This is a genomic window from Streptomyces sp. NPDC001606 (assembly GCF_053596835.1).
The window spans coordinates 1-18,575 of sequence record NZ_JBSFHC010000037.1; the positions used below are offsets into that span (position 1 = coordinate 1).

The following is an 18,575-nucleotide window of genomic DNA, read 5'->3' on the forward strand; positions in this document are numbered from 1 at the left end:
CGGGCCCATGGCTGCTGGCGCTGATAGCGGTCGGCCTCATGTCCTTCGGGGCCTTCTCCTGGGCCAGCGCGCGCTGGCGCGACGTCTGACGGCGGACCGGCGCCCCGCCGGAGAGCGTACGTCCCGCCGAAGGCCACCACGAACACGGCATCCGCTGCCGTAGCGCCTTCCGCCGACTGACACCAGGCAACCTTGACCATCCTGATTCCAGCGGCCGCAGGCCGAGAACGAGCACGCCCGCCGGATGAAGCCAGCCCCCGGTCTGGACCGCCGAACTCGGCCTCGGCGTCGGACGGCTGCCACACGTGTCCACCGCGGCGCCTGCCACATGGCCGGCAAACGACGTCACCCCATCGGCCTGGACGAAGCACGTCGCCTGCTCGCCGACGGCATCACCGCCTGCACCCACTGCCCGCCCGACGCCGACCTCGGCATCCTCGGCTCAGTCCGTGTCCTATGTGGTGAGGCGGATCAGTCGCTTGTAGCAGCACAGGGCGGCGGTGAGGCCGAGAAAGGCCAGGTAGTTCCGGGGATCACGTTCGTAGCGGGGGCTGCGCCTCCGGTAGCCGGACAGCCACGACATGGTGCGCTCGATGACCCAGCGCCGTCGCCCTACTGACGTTTTCGAGTTGTCGTTGCCCAGGCCGCCCTTGACCGTGGCCTTGATCGCCGAGACGACGATCGCCAGGTCCGGGTCGTGGTCCTTGTGGCCGTCCATCGAGGCGAGGAAGTCGGCCGAGGCGAGGCCGACGTCGACGCCGAGGTCGGCCATCGTGGCGAGGTTGGCGTCGCGGAGCCGGTTGTACCAGCCGTCCATATAGCGGCTGTTGTCGTACCGGGCCCACCCCTCGATCGGGCGCACCTCGTAGCCGAGCTTCTGGGCGTAGGAGGCGGTGGGCGTCGCGTACCAGGCCGGCCCTTGCGGGCGCTCGCCCTTCGTCGTGAACGGGCTGGGCAGCAGCGAGCCGTCCAGCTCCACCCACTCCTTGCCGACCTTCGCCTTCGACAGGTGGATGTGGGACAGGTCGACCAGCCATGAGCCGGGAAGCTTCGGGTCGAACGCGGGGGCCTGGACGTGCGTCGCCTCGCCGAGGCCGACGTTGAGCCCGTTCGCGCCCGCGGCGAAGACCATATTGACGTCGATGCCGACCAGGTGCCGCAAGGTGCACTCGGCATCCGTCATCGGCCGTGCCCAGTCGTACGCCTCTTCGAACAGCTTCTCGCCGGGTCCGCGGACATGGAAGCGCGGCAGGTCCGCCAGGAGCGGGGGGCCGTCCGGGACCTCGCACGGCGGCCAGTTCATCGGGTCGATGGCGTCCTTGCCCAGCGAGCCGGGGTTGTGGTCGCAGTGCCGCTTGCCGTCGGCGTCCGGCCCGGAGGCGCGCGTCGGCGGGGGGCAGCGCGGTCATCAGCTCCAGACCGGTCACGGCCGTCGATCCGCGCGGCGTCATCACCCGGGAGGCGTACACGCCCAGGACGCGGGCCAGCTTCGCCGGCGGGAGCTGCCCGGCCGCGCCCCAGTGCCGGGTGTCGAGCGCGTTCCACGACAGGATGCACAGCTGCACGCAGGCCCGCTCCGTGCCGGTGGCGGGGCGGTAGATCCTGGCCCACGGCCCGAACCCGCGCTTGGTCAGCTTCCAGTGGCGCGGGTCAGCTGCTTGACGGCCTTGTGGTTCTCCGGGATCCGGTAGGCGAGCCGCTCCTCGTAGGTGAGGTGGACCGGCAGGCCGTAGCGCTCCAGGGCGGCCGTCGTGAGCACGAGCAGCGGGTCGGCGTCCTTGCCCGCACCGGACAGCTTCGGCTGCCCAAGCTTCGCCTCACCCAGCGTCCACTCCACCAAGGCCGGGAGGGACTTGGCGGGCACGTCCAGCACCAGGCCGCCGCTGCAGGACGCCAGCGCCTGACCGTCCTCGACGTCGACCACGGCCAGCGGCCCGTTCTCGAACCGCCGGTCGGTGCCGCCCACCGGGGTACTGGCCGGAGCCGCCTTCTTCGCAACCCGTCGGCGCGACGTCGGCCTGGTTGCGCGGGCCGAACGGGTAGCGGGGGTCGGAGCAGGGGCAAAGGTCTCGGTGTTCTCGGTCGCACCACGTCACCATGCAGACCGACCTCGACGCCCTGTCGGCCCGCTGCCGGAAGTACTGAGCCGGGCTTTCGACGGTCCCCGTGCAGGGATTGTCAGTGCTGTGTGCAAGGCTGCTGCGCGATACAGACGATCAAGATTCCAGGGGCGCAGAATGAGCACGAAGGCCAGCGGAACGTTCGACCTCACATCATTCGAACCGGAGGTGCTCGACGAAGGCCCGGGCGCCGCGCTTGGCCGCGTGCGGATCACCAAGACCTTCCACGGTGGCCTGGCCGGCACCAGCACCGTGAACATGCTGTCGGTGGCCGACACCGAGGGCAGTCCCGCGGCCTATGTCGCCGTGGAGCGATTCACTGGCGAACTCAACGGCCGCAAGGGCTCCTTCGTCCTCCAGCACAGCGCGCCCGGTAGCCACGGGGAACAGATCGCGATCCGCGTGGTCCAGGGAACGGGCTCCGGCGACCTCGCGGGGATCACGGGTGCCTTCGAGATCATCCAGTCCGAGGACGGCAGCCACTCCTACGTTTTGGAGTACACGCTGAGCTGACACAGGCCCGCCTCGCCGTCTGGACCACCAGGGCGTCGTTGACTCACTGGTCAACGACACCCCTCACTGGGCGATCAGCGACCGAGCCCGGCCAGCAGTAGCGGCGGCGCTGACACGGCGGCCCCGACCCTGGCAGCAGCCTCGCACTGCAACCAAGACAACCCGGACCGGTCCCGCCACAAACCCTCTTGTCGGGTCAACCCCCGAAGGAATTCGAGCGTTGGCCAGCCCCAGCCGCCCAGCGGATGCGAATGCGTCGGCGCCCACCAGCATCTGGTCCGGGGGTGCCGACGCGGTCAGCTCGCCATCATGGCCTGGAGGTCGCTGAGCGACAGCTCGTCACTCCGCTGTCCGGCCCGGAGGCCGGCGAGCCGTGCGATCTTACGGAAGCACATCGACGTAGTCGCCGGCCGACGTGGAGGCGGCAGTGGTGGTGTTGGTCGCGAAGGAGAATCGGTAGTAGCCGTCGGCCGTGGCCTTGGTGGTGGTCTTGAGCGCGCCGCCGGCGCCGCTGGCCACCGTCTTCAGGGTGGTGTAGGTGCTGCTGTTCTTCTTGCGGTACTGCAGCAGCACCTTCTGCCCGGTGTAGCCGGTGTACGTGCCGTGGTTCCAGTCGGCACGTCTCAGCTTGCCGTCGACCGTGATGGTCCTGCCCTTCTTCACCGGCTCGGGGGTGGCGTCGAGGGTGAGTTGGGACACCTTCTTGATCCTGGTGGTGGCCACATCGTCGTCGTAGCTGGCGTTCGCGTAGAGGTCGTAGCCGCCGAGGAACAGCTTCCACGTCCCGGCGCTGCCGTTGTTCTTCAGGTCGGACGCTGCGTTGATGTGGAAGACGGCCTTGCAGCTGTAGACGCCGGTCCGGGTCGTCGACTCGGTGCAGGCGGGGTCGTCGTCGGTGCCCAGGGAACCGGTGATCGTGTCGGCGCTGGAGCTGTCGGTGCCTTGCCAGAGGAAGGCTTGTGTGAGCGCGACACCGCTTGAACTGGTTGCGGTGTATGTGACGGTGACGGTCTTCTTGGTGGTCACGCCCAGGTCGATGTCTTTGCCGCCGTTGATGACGGCTTTGGAGAAGGTCATGCTGCCCAGCTTGGCGTCGGGGTGAACGGTCGACGCGGTGAAGGCGCCGAGGCTCGCGCGCGCACCCGGAGGCTCCGCTGCCTGGGCGGCTGCCGGGAGCGCGAGCGCGGACACCATGATGACGCTGGAGGCGATGGTGGCTGTGGCACGTATACGCATAGCAATCCTCTGTTATCGAAGATGGCTCGCCGACGCTGGTGGAGAGTCGTGCGGTCATCTCTTGGTCTGGTCCGATCGGTGCACGGTACGTGGCACGGGGCGGGCCCCGTATCCGCGTAACCACGCAGTTCAGTACGTAGGTCCACGCTCCCCCGTTTCACCGCCTGTCACAGGGGGCCACTAATCTGCCGCTTCATGACCGATGACCTGCGGTACCCCATACCGCCCCTCGCCCGCCGAGCCAATGGTGGCGCACGTGTGTTGATCGGGCGTGAGGCCGAAGTACAGGTGCTGCTGGGAGCCTTGACCGCCCTCGGTGCAGGCTCAGGGCGAGCCGTGGCGCTGACCGGGGATCCGGGCATCGGCAAGAGTGCTCTCGTGTGGACGGTCGCAGCCGAGGCGCGAGCCGCTGGGATTGCGGTGTGCGCAACCCGCGGGCAGCTCGTCGCAGCCTCCTCTCACAGCGATGCCGCGGGGCCGCTGGACCTGCGCGATGTCGTCGCGCGCGCGACGCGGGGCGGTCCGCTGCTGGCCGTGGTCGAGGACCTGCATCTCCTCCCAGTGGATCAAATGCCCTACGTGGAACAGCTGCTAGAGGCGACCACCGCTGGTCAGGTGCTGTGCCTCGTGTCCTGCCGGCAGCGCCAGCTGGTTGTGGAGGCCGCGGAAATGCTCTCGCGTGCGGCGTCCGCCGGCCTGCTGGAGGTGTGGGATCTCGGCCCGTTGTCCCGCGATGAGGCCGCACAACTGCTCGGGGAGCATCCGGACGCCGACGAGATCTGCCGACAGGCCATGGGCAATCCGCAGTATCTGAAGGTGCTGGGGACTCACGGCCGGCCGAACGCCGAGGCCGTCACGGCTGTCCTCGGGGAGTTGGCCGGCCTGGATCCCGAATCCCTGGCCGTGCTCCAGGCCGCGGCGGTCCTCGGTGAGCCGTTCCATCCGGAGCTGCTGGCCACCGTGACCGGGCAGGAGACGGCCGCCAGCGCGCGCGTACTCGACACCCTCACCCGTCTGGACCTGGTTCGGCCCGCCGAGCCCGCACCTCAGCTCGCGGTACGCCACCGAGCGGTGAGCCAGGTCGTCTACGAACGGATGGACCCCAGCCGGCGCACCGACCTGCACCGCCGGGCCGACGCCGCACTCGCCCAGCAGGCCGTATCCGTCGCACGGCGTGCCCGGCATGTCGCCGCCGCCGCCGATCCGGACTGTCCGCAGCACGTGACGGTTCTGATCGCCGCCGCACGCAGCCTTCTGTACAGCTCGCCCAGCGTCGCGGCGGGCTATCTGAAAGCCGCCCTGTCGCTGCTTGGTGAGGGCCAGGATCACCGGCACGAGGCCCAGGTCCTCCTCGCACGCGCCCAGTTGCTGACCGGGGACGCCTCCGAAGGCCGGGAGCTGCTCGACGCCCTGAGGTCGGCCATGTCCGGTCTGCCCGACGAGGCGACCGCGCTCGCCGACTCCAGCCGGCTCGAACGCCGCCTCGGCCGGTACAGCGAGGCAGGCGCCCTGGCACGGACCGGTCTGGCGGTGCTGTCCGACAAGGACGTGGTGATCGCTGCGGCCCTGCACACCGAACTCGCCGACCACGCCTACGACCTTCAGGAATACAAGGCCTCCCGCGAGCATGCCGACACCGCCGCGGCGATCGCCCACCGGCACCTCGATCACGTCGGCGAGGCCCGGGCCCTGGCCCAGGCCGCACTCGGTTACCTGTTCACCGGCGACCTGCTCACGGCACAGGCGCGGGCGGCGGCCGCGGCCGAACTCATCGACTCTTCCTCCGACACCGCTGTGCTGACCAACCTGGAGGCCGCGGTTCAACTGGCCCTGAGCGAAGGCATGCTGGGACGGCTGCTGGACGCCGATCGGCACCTGACCCGGGCGTCGGCTCTGTCCCGGCGAACCGGCCAGACCTACATCGAGCCCCAGATCCTCACCGTGCTCGCCAACGCCCGGCTGCGCCTGGGAAACCTGGACGGTGCGCTGGCCACGCTCGAAAGGATCACTCTGCGGCGCGAGGGAGTCGTCATTGCGTCGGAGGAGGCTGTCGGCGCCATGGTGCGGGCCGAGATCCTTTTCTGGCGGGACAGGCCAGGTGACCTGGAGCAGGCGCAGGCATCGGCCACCCGCGCCCTGGCCGTCTGCGGTGACACGCCGACCGCGTGGGCGGTCACCGTGCGCTGCTTCCACGCCGAGCTCGTGCTGCGCACCGGCGATCCCGCGCGGGCCCGGTGGCTTCTGCTGGATGCCGCCGGCGGCGCCGAGTTGCCCCATCTCACCGCCTGGCGCAAGCCCCGCTGGTGCGACACCCTGGCTCAGGCCTCACTCGCCGCGTGCGACCGCGAGGCGGTCGCACGCTGGGCAGAGCTCGCCGAGCGATCCGTCGAACAGCTCCCCTCCCCCGGCCGGAAGGGCTTCGCCCTGCGCGCCCGTATGCGCGCCCACGCCGCACACGGCCAGATCGAAGCCGCCCTGCACAAGGCGGTGGAAGCCTTCTCCGACTTCTCCCTCAGCGGCGAGCGCATCGAGGCCTGCGCGACCCTGCTCGCGGCTGCGGACCTGTCCCTGAACGCGGGACGCACACACGGTGTCGCCGACTGGCTGGAGGGTGCCGCGGTCCTCGCCGACCAGTGCCGCTCCGCACGCCTGCTCGGTGACGTGAGCCGTCAGCGGTCCCGGCTGGCCGAGCTCACCGGCCGGACCGGCGCACTGCCCTCGTTGACCGCCCGCGAACGAGAGATCGCCGACCTCGCCAGCACCGGCATGACCAACGCCGGGATCGCCACCACACTCTTCCTCAGCGTGCGAACCGTGGAGACCCACCTCAGACAGGTCTACCGCAAGCTCGGCGTCTCGAACCGCGCCGCACTCACCCGCAGAATGCTGGACAACACCGTCCCCCGCACGGCAGGCACCCACCACGACGTCGTCCCTCCCCCCACGACGGCCGACCGTAACCCCCCAGCAGCCCAGGCCACTTGAACACACGATGCAACGTCCGGACACACCGGCCTGACGAAGCCGGCGCAATCGCCTCGGCGAGGAGAGCTGACATCGCACGGCAGGTCCGCTCCACGATGTCAACGCCGGTCTCTGCCTCCAGAAGACGGCCGCCTTTCGGCCGGAGCGGAACGACCGCGGGCGCGACCTCAAGGCGGCAGGCACGGAGCGGGCGGTGCCGGTGAGCTGGAGGGACATCTCCAGGCTGTCTCGAGGCTGGAATCTCCCTTCCACGCCAGTGCCGCGGTACGGTCCGGGCTCCAACGGGACGGTGCATCCGCTGAGCGTCCTCGCGCACCTGCTGCAGCCAGTCGGCACCGTCACGGTGGGCGCAGGAGTCCATCACGGCGCGGACCTGGCCGGCCGCTGCGTGAAGGCAGCAACTGGGCTTCGGCAAACTCACCGCAGTCCAGCAGTGGATGTGCGAGCACGTCCTTGGAATCGAGCCCGCAGCCGAGAACGAGAAGCCCACGCCACGGGACCTCAAGCTGGGGTCGTGGATCGGCAACCAGCGCAGCAGGGCCGCCGCGCTGTCTGCGGAGCGCGTCGAGCGGCTGTCGGCGATCGGAATGCGATGGGCGTAGCCGGCCATCGGTACTCCCTCGTCACCGCCGGCGCCGGCATCTCGGCTACCACTGTCAAAAGCATGCTCAACGAGCATCACGGGGCATCGGTAGCCCCCGCCGAGGTGCTGGCACTGCTTGGGCGGTCGGGTTTCGGCGGGCCAGGTAGTCCTGCAGCTCCCGATGCCGGAACTGATAAGCCATCCCGGATACGCGGACGAGCCCGGCCCCGTAGGCTCATGGCGTGACGGCGCTCCGCTCAAAGGTGTCACCTACCCGTGGCATCGGGAACGAAGGGTTGATCCGGGCTCGTGGGCGATGAGCGCCGCCGCGGGAGCATCATGGCCGTGGTCACTGCGGTGGCGAGGATGAGCGCGGAGGCGAGGCAGAAGGCGTTGCGGGCGCCGGTGAGGGCGGCGGCGGACGGGGTGGGGGCGCCGCGCGCGGCGGCATGGAAGAAGAGGCTGCCGAGCAGGGCGACGCCGAGAGTGCCGCCGAGTTGCTGCACCGCGTTGAGCAGGCCGGCGGCGGAACCCGTCTCGTGTGGGCGGACGTGGTGCAGGGCGGTGGTGAAGAACGGCACGGCGTACAGGCCCTGACCGATCCCGGCCACGGCCAGTGCGGGCAACAGCAGCCAGGGGTAGGAGGCGGGCGGGCTGGTGGCGTACACGGCGGCGGCCGATACGACTCCGATGAGCAGGGCCAGCAGGCCGACGCTCATGACCCGGGCCCCGTAACGAGGTACGAGCCAGGCGCCGGCGACCCAGGACGACAGCGCCATCATCGCCGACCACGGCAGCAGTGTGAAGCCGGCCGAGAGGACGTCGCGGTGCAAACCCAGCTGCATCTGCAGCACGGCCACCAGCATGAGGCCGCCCACCACCGCGAAGAACAGCACGCTGGACACCAGCGCGGCGGTGAAGCCGCGGTCGGCGAACAGGCCCGGCTCGATGAGCGGGCTGCGGCCGCCGCGGGTTCGCCGCCGTTGATGTGCGGCGAAGCCCGCCAACACCGCGCCGCCAGCGGCGAGCATGGCCCAGCACCAGCCTGGCCAGCCATACGCGCCGCCCTCGATGAGCGGGTAGACCAGCAGGCTGCTGCCCAGGACCGCCAGCGCCGTGCCGGCGTGGTCCAGCCGCGGCCGGAGCGCGGCACGGTCCTCGTGCAGCAGCGGCGTGGCCGCAAGCACGGCGGCGCCGAGGGGGACGTTGACGAGGAAGACCGCCCGCCAGGAGGAACCCAGCACGTCCGCTTGGGTCAGCGCGCCACCGACCATCGGGCCGGTCACCGCGGCGAGCCCCATGACCGGCCCGATGGTGCCCATGGCCCGGGCCAGTGCCGAGCCGGTGAACATGGCGCGGATCATGCCGATGGTCTGCGGGATGATCAGTGCGGCCGTGGCGCCCTGCACCGCCCGCAGGGCGATCAGCGCCGCCGTGGACGGCGCGAACGCGCATCCCAACGAGGCCAGGACGAAGCCGCCCATGCCCAGGCGGAATACCCGCCGCCGACCGAGGATGTCACCCAGCCGTCCACCGGTGATCAGGAAGACGGCGAACGGCAAGGTGTACGCGGCACTGAACCACTGGATGCTGGTGGCCGGACCGCCCAAACCAGCTCGGATCACGGGGGCGGCGACGGTCATGATGGTGGCGTCGAGGAGGTTCATGGCCTCGGCGATCAGCAACACGCCGAGTGCGGCCCAGCGCCGCTGCGGCGGCGGAGTGATGGTGGAGTACGACATGCGCTCGACAGTGCGCGCCGCCGCCGGGGCAGCTCCACTTTGAGCGGATGGATTGGTGAAACATTCCATCAGAATGTCTGTGGTGCATGATTTTCACATGCTGGACGACATCGACCGTGGTCTCATCCACGCCCTGCGCATCGCCGGACGGGCGCCGTTCAGCGCGATCGCCGACGTCCTCGACGTCTCGGCGCAGACGATCTCCCGCCGCTACCGGCGGCTGTGCGCAGACGCCGGGCTGCGGGTGGTCGGCCTGGCCGAGCCGCAGCGCAGCGACCGCGCCCAATGGCTGCTGCGACTGACCACGGGCCCGCGCGCCGCTCAAGACCTTGCCGACGCGCTGGCCCGCCGCGCCGACACGTCTTGGGTCAAGCTCGCCTCGGGCGGCACCGAGATCGTCGCGATCGTGCATACCTCCACCGCCGCCGGGGCCGACGGGCACGCACTGCTGTTGCACGACATCCCGCGCACCGCCGGTATCACCGCGGTCTCCGCGCATTGCGTGCTGCACACCTACCTCGGTGGGCCCACCGCGTGGTCCGGCCATCAACAGGCCCTCGACGCCACGCAGCAGCGCCGCCTACGCACCGCCGTAGCCGAGGCGGCGCCTGTCACTGCCGCCCCTGGAGTGCGGGCGGGCCTCAACGATGCCGACGCCGGCCTGCTCGCTGCCCTCCAGCGCGACGGTCGGGCGAGCCTGAGCAGCCTTGCCGCGGCCACCGGCTGGTCGCCCGCCACCGTCGCGCGCCGGCTGGAGCAACTGCGGGCCGACGGACAGCTCTTCTTCGACGTCGAACTCGACTCCACCCTGCTGGGCGTCACCACGCAGGCGCTCCTGTGGATGGCCGTCGCCCCCGCCCACCTCGATCATGTCGCCCGTACCCTGGCCCGACACCCCGAGCTGGCCTACGTGGCCGCCGTCACCGGCCCTCACAATCTCACTGCCCAGGCCCTATGCCCCGGCCCGGCGGCGCTGCACCGCTACCTCACCGAACGCCTGGGCACCCTGAGCGCGATCACCACCCTGGAGACCGCGCCCGTGCTGCGCACGATCAAGATGGCCGGACCGCTCCCGACCCCCGGCAAGCCGCCCCTGCGACGCCGCCCATAACCCGGGCCAGGCGACGCTCGGCACGTGGCCTCGACCGCCCCTCGGTTCTCACAAACGATCCCTTTGAAAGGTGATGCAGCACGATCGCGTGGCCGACGTCGCCACCGTCCGTGGCCGCGGCCGCGGCCAGTTCGCCAGCAGCCGCGAGCAAGCCGGCCGCGGCAGCCAGCTCGGCCAGGTCACCCTCATCGAGCGTGACGGTGCGCGGCCCGCTGCTGAAGGCTGGCGGCCCGCCCGGGCGAGCGCGGTCTCCAGCACCACCGGCCAGCAGCCTCGCGGTGACGTCGATCGCATGGCCACCATTCCCCCACCGTCTCGGCGCCCATGGTGGTGGTGCCGGCGGCGGACGGATGCGCGGCCGGGAGGGGAGGCGAGCAGCCGATCGAGCAGGTGCGGGTCCGCGGCGGCGGTCCACGGCCACGCCCGCATGCACCCGGTGAGGGGGACATCGGCCGCAGCGTCGGCTGCGGCGAGGTCGAGGACGGTCGGCCAGGAACGGGCCAAGGAAGACCCATGCTTCCCCGACGCTGACAGTCGTCGAGGTGGGTGTCGAGACCACGCGCGCGGGCGGCCCGGGCGACCGCCTCGACATCGCGGTGCAGCCGCCCCGCGAGCGCTTGGCCTACCGCGCGAGCCAGCGGAACGGCTCATCGCATGTGCACCAGCTCCCGCAGCAGGCCAACGACATCGTGGCCGGGCAGGCGGGCGGCCATCTCCTGCTCGAGAGCCTCCGGAACCGGCTACACAGCAGACAACAGGTCAACGAGCACCTAGAGTTGGTACGGCACGGCCAGCGGAGCTGGCTGCGACGGGAATGGGTCCGACGTCCCTTTCGGGCGTGCGCGTCACCAAGGTGACACCGCGTCAATCGCGACAACTTCAGACACGGCCTGTACGTCGGCAGGGCCTCAGTTGATCACTCGTCTTCAGGGTGGTCGACCTGAGACACCTGCCACTTCGCATGCAGTCTTGCGCTCAGCTCGGCCGCCCTCCACCCGGAGGAGAGGCCCACGTATGGATGCGCAGATCGTCCTGGGGATTCTGGCAGCGGCTGGCGCCGTGTCCGTCTTCTTATTCGCCTTGAAGGGCCTACTCGACCAGGTCCCTGATGTGATTCGGTCATGGCGTCGCATCGTGGTTGAAGTCCGGCGCCCCTCATCGCATCACGGGCCCGAGCAAGAGGACCACCGCCAGTCCTCCCCTGGTGCCCATGGCTCGTGATCACAGATCAGGCAGGCGCCATCACCCGCAGCCGGGCCAGGGCGACCACGCGGTCGGGGAAGTCGCCAAGCCCGTCGCGGATGCGGGCGAACTGCTCGGCAAGCCGGGGCGGCATCCGCCCTGCGGCCTTGAAGTCCTCCTACTGACCAAGGAAGTGCTCCGTGCGGGCCAGCCGCTGTTCGCCCAGCCGGGGACGCAGCTGACCGGACAACACCCACCCCCACTCCGCTTCCCCCTCCCCCGTCACACAGAAACCGCACCGCCTCCAATCAGGCCTTCCTCCCCCACACCGCCCACACCACCCCCCGGACAGCCCGACACCGGTGAAAGAGACGGCAGGAGCACGACCTCCGTCTGCACGCCAGAACACCGAAAGATCACCAGTACCCGCGAGAAAATCACCAAGGGGCCGCACCTGGTGCGGCCCGGAGCGAGTGTCCGGGTCGTACACGGTGCCCGGCGCTGCGGCGGCGAGCAGCTGGTCGATGCGCTCCCACTCCGCGCGGCCGCGCTCGTCGCCGGCCAGGTCCTCGTGCCGGGAAGCCTGCCGCGCGTCGAACCGGGTGTCCTCGAGGGCGCGGGCGACGGCGGTGGCGTCCCTGCCCTTCGCCCGCCGCCGTACGACGCGCCGGCCGATGCGGGCGGGGCCGACCGGCGCGCGGGGCGCGGCGACGCGCGGGGCGAGCAGACGGCGAGCGGTGCGCCGGGGCGGCCAGAGAGTGGGCAACGTCGGCCTCGCTTCGGAGTACGAATGCAGGAGCAGGCCGCCGCCAGAGCGCTTCCGTGGCGGCCCGCCGAACTGAGCCGAAGCCCGATAGCTGTCACCACCGACATCCGCTGACCTGCGGATTCAGGCAGACGAAGCACAATGGTCGTCACCGATAGGGTGCGCTACGTGTCACCGGCGAACGTCGGCATGATCAATGTGGCGAACGCTCTGCCGCGGGTCGCGGGCGGCCGCCCTTGCCGCGCCGATCGTGACGCACCTGGTGGTGGCCGTGATCGCGGTGGCGGGCTCGTGCTGGTGGGGTGGATCAGAGGGGTGGACTGGCCGGGCGCAGTGACCGTCACAGGGCTCCGGCGTCCCGGGCCGTCCAGACGCTCGGGTAGATCGGCCGGAAGCCGAGCTCCCGACGGATCCGCTGGTTGGACATGATCCCGAACCACGGGTCAGGGTCCGTGAGCTCGTGGAGCCCGGCGGGCACTTCTGCGCCGTTGAGCTGGTACAGCTCGACCGTCGTGACAGGGGCGTCGTCGGCGATGTTGTAGATCCGGCCGGCGATGCCCGGTGCGTACAGCAGACGCATCAGGCCCTGGGCGACGTCCGCGTGGTGGACCATCTGCAGGCGCTGGTGCGGCGCCCAGCGGCCAGCCCAATGCAAGGAATTGGCGAGGTGCGGGTCGCCCTCGCCGTAGACGAAGGAGAGCCGTCCGATGCGTACGTCCAGGCCCTCGAGCGTGAGCAGTTCCCGCTCGGCCTTGGCCTTCGACTCGGCGTAGGCGCCCCACATCGCGCCGCCCGGCCGGCTCTCGTCCTCCTCGGTCAGCGGGCGGCCCCGTCCGACGCCGTACACGTTGTTCGTGCTGACCTGCACGAACCGTTCCACGCCCGAGGCCTGCGCGGCGCGGCCCAGGGCCACCGCGGCGTCCCGATTGACGGCCCATGCCTCCTGATCGGGCACCCCGCGGAAGGAGGCGGCGACGTTCACGACGGCGTCCGCGCCGGCGAGCGCCTTGCCGAGTGACTCCTCCTCGCGCATGTCTCCTACCGCGACCTGGGCGCCCAACTTTGCGAAGGGCTCGCCGCGGGCAGCGTCCCGCACCAGGACGCGCACCTGCTCGCCCGGCTGCCGCTGGGCCAGCAGCCTCGGCACGAAACGGCGTCCGACCTGTCCCGTCGTACCGGTCACCAAAGTCAGCATCATGTGCTCCTCACGCAGTGCGTCGCCTGTCGTTGATGACCAGCCTCACCGGATACGGAAACGAGAGGGAGAGACCTCTTCATCAGGGGACCGGCAGTCCCTGGATAAGCCGGCCGGCCTCCCGCACCCTGGAAAGGTGAACCGAGCCGAACTCGCCGACTTCCTGCGCCGCGCTCGCGCCCGCCTGGCCCCCTCCGACGTGGGCCTCACGGCCAGCGCCCGCCGCCGTACGCCGGGGCTGCGCCGCGAAGAGGTGGCCCAGCTGGCCGGCATGTCCGTGGACTACTACACGCGGCTGGAACAGTCCCGAGGCCCGCACCCCTCCCGCCAGATGCTCACCGCGCTGGCCCGCGCCCTGCGCCTGACGGAGGACGAACGCGACCACCTCTTCCACCTCACCGGTGAACAGCCGCCGCGCCGGGAGGAGACCAGCACGCACGTGCGCCCGGGCCTGCTCCTGGTGCTGGACCGGCTGCACGACACCCCGGCGATGGTGGCGACCGACTGCGGCGAGGTCCTGGCCCAGAACGCACTGTCAAGGGCGCTGAGTGGGGACGTCCTCGCCCGACCGCCCCAAGAACGCAACATGATCCGCCGCTTCTTCCTGGACCCGACGGCCCAGGAGCTGTTCCCGCCCGAGGACCGCCCGCAGCGCGCCCGCGAGCAGGTGGCCGGCCTGCGAGCAGTGGCCTCAGCCCGCTCCACGGACCCCGAACCCACCGCCCTCGTCGCCGAACTACGAGCCAACAGCGAGGAGTTCGCCCGCCTCTGGGACGAACACGAGGTCGCCGCACGCCGCGCCTCCACCAAACGCTTCCGGCACCCCGCGATCGGCATCCTCGAACTCGACTGCGAGATCCTCGTCAACTCCGACCACAACCAGCAACTCATCATCCACACAGCCCGCCCGGGCACGGAGTCCTACGAGCGCTTGCAGTTGCTGCGGGTGGTGGGCTTGCAGGACTTGACGCCGACTGGCTCCTGACCACGAGCGTGCCTTCGAGCACGCCCCCCCACCCCGCCACACATCACCCACAAGCCCGAACTCCCATACCATCGGGGCCAAGCGCGGGTTCGGGCCCTGGGCGCGGATCTACCGCCCCGCCCAGGGCGGCCGACGGCGTTGCGTACAGCTGTGCATCCCCTCGAGGCGCGCTCTTGATGACCGCGCCCGGGGTCATGCCGCGCAACTGGAGTCGGCGTAGCTCGCCCGGCTGCTGGGCGTGCACCACGCCCCCCACAGGCTGCTCGACACCGAACTCCCGCTGGACCCGGGCCCCCAAACGAAGCGCTCGTCACCGCCGCCCTCGGATGGCAGGACCCGAACCTCACGCCGCGACTACGAGCAGATCGCCCCCCAGCTCACCGGGCGCCCCCGCACCCTCGCCGCCAACCTCCAGCGCCACGCCGCCGCCCTGCCGAAGAACGACGCCCCGCGTCGCCCTCGGCGAACTCATCCTCCGCGAAACCGCAGGCGGCCTCGCTCGCGGCTGGACTCCCTCGGTCGCCAGTCTCCGGTGCCGGCTGCGTGACTTCGTGACGGACCCGGCACATTCCAGGCCACGGCATCGCTTTGAGCGACACATGCTGCGTGTCTGGGACGAGTGAGGTGCCGAAAGGGGGGAATCGTCCACGCGTACGGCGCACATATGCCCCTGACTCCTTGGAAGTAACACATATTTTGTGTGCTTGTAGGGCTGAAGTAAGGGCATTCGATGTGCCAGGAGGTTGATAACGATGGTTCCCCTGCTTCTGGTTCTTCTGCTGGCTCTGATCCTCTTCGGCGCGGGCTTCGCCCTGAAGGCGCTGTGGTGGATCGCAGTGATCGTGCTCGTCGTGTGGCTGCTCGGCTTCGTCGTCCGGACCGCGGACGGCGCAGGCCGCAAGGGCCGCTGGTACCGCTGGTAGACGAAAGACACCCGGCGCACAGAGCGCGCCAGCGCAAGAAATGAGTGGGCCCGGCCGTTCACGGCCGGGCCCACTGGCGCGTGCGACGGCCGGGAGAGATCGGGCTTATCGGACGCACCGCAGGGTACGTGAATCATGCACCGGCCCCGCAGACTCAGCAGTGGAACCCTGCTCCTCCTGTCTGCGCGGCCGGTGCTCACGCCACCTGCTTGCGCGGGACTCTCAGGGCGTCCCGCCCGAACGCCGCACGCCGCCAGGATCCGGGGTGCGACAAAGGGTGCGCCTACTGTTGCGCGCCCCGGAGAACGTCTCCGTGTCCATGCATGTCACCACGCGGTTTCTTCATGGTCGGCCCGCTGCCATCCCCGTCGCGGCCGCCTTCGCCCAAGGTTGCTTGGCTGGTGTGAAGGAGAAGGGACGGGCGGGATGGGCGGTACGGTCGCGGGTCAGGGCGCGCGCACTCAGCCGGCTACGCGTCGGCGACGCCGCCGCACCGTGCCTCCGTCAGCCCGGCGACGACGCCAGACGGGACACGTCGGCGGACAGGGGGCGGGGCGAGCACGGCAGCGTGCGGAGTGGCGCCACCGGCCGGAGACATCGCGGGCGACGTCGACGCCGACTTCCACCACCAGATCCGGTTCCACGAGCGTGAAGTCCACCGTCTTCGACTGCCCCACCCCGCGGAAACCGACCGGCCCCTCCCACGCGCAGCTCCAGAAGGCAGCGCAGCCGCACACGGCCGCACTCTGCGCGCCCCGGCCCGCACCGCGGCGACGGGCAACCGGCCGGCGGCGGCTGGTATCCGCGCCACAGGACAAGGCGTCGGCGAAGCTGTGGTACGCCGCCACCCGACTGCCAGCACGCCTTCGGGTGCTTGGGTCGGGCAGACCGGACCGGGTGACTGACCGGGGAGGTAGGCGGTCCGCTCCTGGGGCGTGAAGTCGCGGTCGACGGCGTGGCAGATCCTTTCGATGGACGCGGCCGGGTCGGGGAGCGCCACCTTCCACAGATGCACCGTGGGTGACCGCTGCCCGAGGCCAGGAGACGGCCGTCCGGGCTGAAGCTCACGGACGTCACCTCGTCGGTGTGCTGCCCGATCAGGGTCATGCGGCTGCTGCCGGTGGAGACGGCCCACAGCCCTGTCGTCCAGCCGAAGTCGCCGGTGGCGAGAGTGCTGCCGTCGGGACTGAACGCCAGCGAGGCCACGTCGGCGGAGGACGGGACACCACCGCGGGCCACGTTCCGTGGCACGGGACCGCCGGGCTCGTCTCCGACCGCACCATCAACGCCTGAAGACCGGCTACGACCAGGCCAAACACGCCCCCCGCTATCACGCACCAACTCGTTATTCCCAGACATCAGGATTCGCGCTGGGGGGCGCCGAGGTAGGTGAGAACTGCGAGGACCCGCCGGTGACCACTGTCCTCGGGAGGGAGGTCGAGCTTCACGAAAATGTTCCCGACGTGCTTGTGGACGGCCCGCTCGGTGACCACGAGGCGATCGGCAATCTCAGAGTTCCCGTATCCTTGGGCCATCATCGCGAGTACTTGGCGTTCACGCTCAGTGAGCCGCGCCAGAGGATTGCCGCCTGTCGCGAGCAGCTGCCGGACCACCTCGGGGTCCAGTGCCGTGCCGCCGGCCGCCACCCGGTGCAGCGCCTCGAGGAAGTCGTCGACACGGGCGACTCGGTCCTTGAGCAGATAGCCGACGCCGGTGCCATCGGCGAGCAGCTCTCGGGCGTAGGTGTCCTCGACGTACTGGGAGAGCACGAGGATCGGGAGACCGGGGACGCGTTTTCTGGCGCGCAGCGCGGCCCTGATGCCTTCGTCGGTGAAGGACGGGGGAAGGCGGACGTCCACCACGGCCACGTCCGGCCGGTGGTCAACAGCGGCCGTCACGAAGGACTCGGCGTCCTCGGTCGTGGCGAGCACCTCGTTTCCCAGGGCCTCCAGCATCGCGGAAAGTCCCTGCGCGAGAAGCGCGTTGTCCTCGGCGATCAGGATGCGCACGGGCACTCCACGGTGATCACTGTGGGCCCGCCGGGCGGGCTCTGCACCCCCAGCGCGCCGTCGACTGCCTCGACACGTTGCCGCATGCCGCTCAATCCGGTGCCGCGGCCTTCGGCTGCCCCGCCTCGGCCGTCGTCGGTGATCTCCACGCGGACCGTGCCGCCGATCCTGACCAGGGTGACCGACACGGAAGTGGCGTGGCTGTGCTTGGCCGCGTTGGTGAGCGCCTCGGTGATGGCGAAGTACACGGCGACCTCGGCCTGCGCCGGTACGTCGCCGAGTTCGCCGAGTTCTACGGTGGCGGGTATGGGGCAGCGGGCGACGACTGCCGAGACCGCGCCTGCGAGGCCCCGGTCGGCGAGGATCGGCGGGTAGACGGAGCGCAGCACGTCACGCAGCTCGGCCATCGCCTCCTCGGCGCCCTCCCGCGCCCGGGCCAACAGCGGGCCCACCGCCGCGGGGTCGGAGCTGAGCGTCCGCTCGGCGAGCCCGAGCTGCATGGCGAGGGACACCAACCGCGCCTGGGTGCCGTCGTGCAGGTCTCGCTCGATGCGGCGTAGTTCGCTGCCGTGTGCGTTGATCACCCCGGTGCGCGTCCGGTCCAGCGTCGACACTCGCTCGGCGAGGATCGTGGCGGCCGAGGGGGCGAGCAGCCACCGGCTCGCAGACGCCTCCAGCCTGGCCAGCAAGGGCGGGCCGAACAGGGCAAGCAGCACGCTCAACAGGAACTGAGGCACTCCGGCGTACATCGCGGATCCCCAGCCGTCGATCGGAACGTTCAGCATCAGCCTGACCGGCTCGTCCGCGGGGAACAGCCACCACAGCAATACGAGTACGAGCACGGCCGCCGGGAACAGGAACAGCGCCACGCCCATGAGCCCGAGCACCGTGCCGACGACCATCATGCCGGGCGCCCAGCGCAGGTCGCGGCCGGTCGCCGGGTCCGACAGCACCGCCATCAGGCGCCTTCGCGCGTACGGCCCGGCCGGGGCTGTGGTTGTCGCCGCCCAGCGCCCCAGCCGTTCGCGCTCACCGTCGGCCAGCCAGCGCAGCAGCCGGAGCTCGAGCGGCAGGACGAGCAGACCCACACCGACCAGGCAGAGCACGGCCGAGTACATCAGCACGGGCACCAGCACGACCAGGGTCAATCCGCGGACGAACGTGCCCGCGCAGTACCTGGCGGCACAGGCCGAACGCGCGGCGCTCACTCGTGCCGTCGATAACT

12 protein-coding genes and 4 pseudogenes are annotated in these 18,575 nt (G+C 70.5%); 8 read left to right on the forward strand and 8 right to left on the reverse strand.

Annotated elements, in window-relative coordinates; genetic code table 11:
* Window positions 1–244: 244 nt before the first annotated feature.
* Window positions 245–421: pseudogene (locus tag ACWCV9_RS36785) on the forward strand (DUF6233 domain-containing protein); the annotation flags it as partial.
* Window positions 422–454: 33 nt separating this feature from the next.
* Here the strand turns inward: ACWCV9_RS36785 and ACWCV9_RS36790 are convergent.
* Together ACWCV9_RS36790 and tap are read right to left on the reverse strand one after the other, a co-directional pair.
* A pseudogene (locus ACWCV9_RS36790) lies at window positions 455–619 on the reverse strand (transposase); the annotation flags it as partial.
* A gap of 18 nt (window positions 620–637) precedes the next feature.
* Window positions 638–2,083: pseudogene (gene tap / locus ACWCV9_RS36795) on the reverse strand (telomere-associated protein Tap); the annotation flags it as partial.
* A gap of 154 nt (window positions 2,084–2,237) precedes the next feature.
* On the opposite strand from tap, the gene ACWCV9_RS36800 reads away from it, so the two are divergent.
* A complete protein-coding gene (locus ACWCV9_RS36800; RefSeq protein ID WP_385848080.1) occupies window positions 2,238–2,633 on the forward strand; it encodes a DUF3224 domain-containing protein in 396 nt (131 codons plus the stop codon).
* Window positions 2,634–3,014: 381 nt separating this feature from the next.
* Here ACWCV9_RS36800 and ACWCV9_RS36805 read toward each other — a convergent pair whose 3' ends face one another.
* Window positions 3,015–3,869: a hypothetical protein gene (locus ACWCV9_RS36805; protein ID WP_450793283.1), complete on the reverse strand. Its 855-nt coding sequence runs from the start codon at window positions 3,867–3,869 to the stop codon at window positions 3,015–3,017.
* 195 nt (window positions 3,870–4,064) lie between these two features.
* Between ACWCV9_RS36805 and ACWCV9_RS36810 the strand changes: the two are divergent.
* From ACWCV9_RS36810 to ACWCV9_RS36820, 3 genes and pseudogenes are all read left to right on the forward strand, one after another.
* Window positions 4,065–4,304: pseudogene (locus ACWCV9_RS36810) on the forward strand (ATP-binding protein); the annotation flags it as partial.
* Window positions 4,305–4,448: 144 nt separating this feature from the next.
* Window positions 4,449–6,854 carry a LuxR C-terminal-related transcriptional regulator gene (locus tag ACWCV9_RS36815; RefSeq protein WP_450793314.1) on the forward strand — a complete coding sequence of 802 codons (2,406 nt, stop codon included), beginning with the start codon at window positions 4,449–4,451 and terminating at the stop codon, window positions 6,852–6,854.
* A gap of 437 nt (window positions 6,855–7,291) precedes the next feature.
* Window positions 7,292–7,456 carry a helicase associated domain-containing protein gene (locus ACWCV9_RS36820; RefSeq protein WP_450793285.1) on the forward strand — a complete coding sequence of 55 codons (165 nt, stop codon included), beginning with the start codon at window positions 7,292–7,294 and terminating at the stop codon, window positions 7,454–7,456.
* Window positions 7,457–7,703: 247 nt separating this feature from the next.
* On the opposite strand, the gene ACWCV9_RS36825 is transcribed toward ACWCV9_RS36820, so the two are convergent.
* A complete protein-coding gene (locus ACWCV9_RS36825) occupies window positions 7,704–9,179 on the reverse strand; it encodes an MFS transporter (protein WP_450793287.1) in 1,476 nt (491 codons plus the stop codon).
* A gap of 97 nt (window positions 9,180–9,276) precedes the next feature.
* Here ACWCV9_RS36825 and ACWCV9_RS36830 point away from each other — a divergent pair, with 97 nt between their 5' ends.
* Window positions 9,277–10,290, forward strand: coding sequence for an Lrp/AsnC family transcriptional regulator (locus ACWCV9_RS36830; protein WP_450793289.1), 1,014 nt, complete (start codon window positions 9,277–9,279; stop codon window positions 10,288–10,290).
* Window positions 10,291–12,578: 2,288 nt separating this feature from the next.
* Here the strand turns inward: ACWCV9_RS36830 and ACWCV9_RS36835 are convergent.
* Window positions 12,579–13,433, reverse strand: a complete 855-nt coding sequence (locus ACWCV9_RS36835; protein ID WP_450793316.1) for an NAD-dependent epimerase/dehydratase family protein — start codon at window positions 13,431–13,433, stop codon at window positions 12,579–12,581.
* Between the two features lie 136 nt (window positions 13,434–13,569).
* Between ACWCV9_RS36835 and ACWCV9_RS36840 the strand changes: the two genes are divergently transcribed.
* Both ACWCV9_RS36840 and ACWCV9_RS36845 read left to right on the forward strand, forming a co-directional pair.
* Window positions 13,570–14,418: a helix-turn-helix transcriptional regulator gene (locus ACWCV9_RS36840; RefSeq protein WP_450793291.1), complete on the forward strand. Its 849-nt coding sequence runs from the start codon at window positions 13,570–13,572 to the stop codon at window positions 14,416–14,418.
* Window positions 14,419–15,170: 752 nt separating this feature from the next.
* Entirely contained in the window at window positions 15,171–15,341 is a 171-nt protein-coding gene (locus ACWCV9_RS36845) for a hydrophobic protein (protein WP_365669126.1), read from the forward strand.
* 504 nt (window positions 15,342–15,845) lie between these two features.
* On the opposite strand, the gene ACWCV9_RS36850 is transcribed toward ACWCV9_RS36845, so the two are convergent.
* The 3 genes from ACWCV9_RS36850 to ACWCV9_RS36860 are packed head-to-tail and all read right to left on the reverse strand — an operon-like array spanning window position 15,846 to window position 18,558.
* Window positions 15,846–16,700, reverse strand: coding sequence for a WD40 repeat domain-containing protein (locus ACWCV9_RS36850; protein WP_450793294.1), 855 nt, complete (start codon window positions 16,698–16,700; stop codon window positions 15,846–15,848).
* Window positions 16,700–17,350, reverse strand: a complete 651-nt coding sequence (locus ACWCV9_RS36855) for a LuxR C-terminal-related transcriptional regulator (protein ID WP_450793296.1) — start codon at window positions 17,348–17,350, stop codon at window positions 16,700–16,702. The genes ACWCV9_RS36850 and ACWCV9_RS36855 overlap by 1 nt, the downstream gene beginning before the upstream one ends.
* Window positions 17,338–18,558 (reverse strand): histidine kinase, encoded by a 1,221-nt coding sequence (locus ACWCV9_RS36860; RefSeq protein ID WP_450793298.1) that lies wholly within the window; start codon window positions 18,556–18,558, stop codon window positions 17,338–17,340. Before ACWCV9_RS36860 ends, ACWCV9_RS36855 begins: the two co-directional genes overlap by 13 nt.
* Window positions 18,559–18,575: the final 17 nt, after the last annotated feature.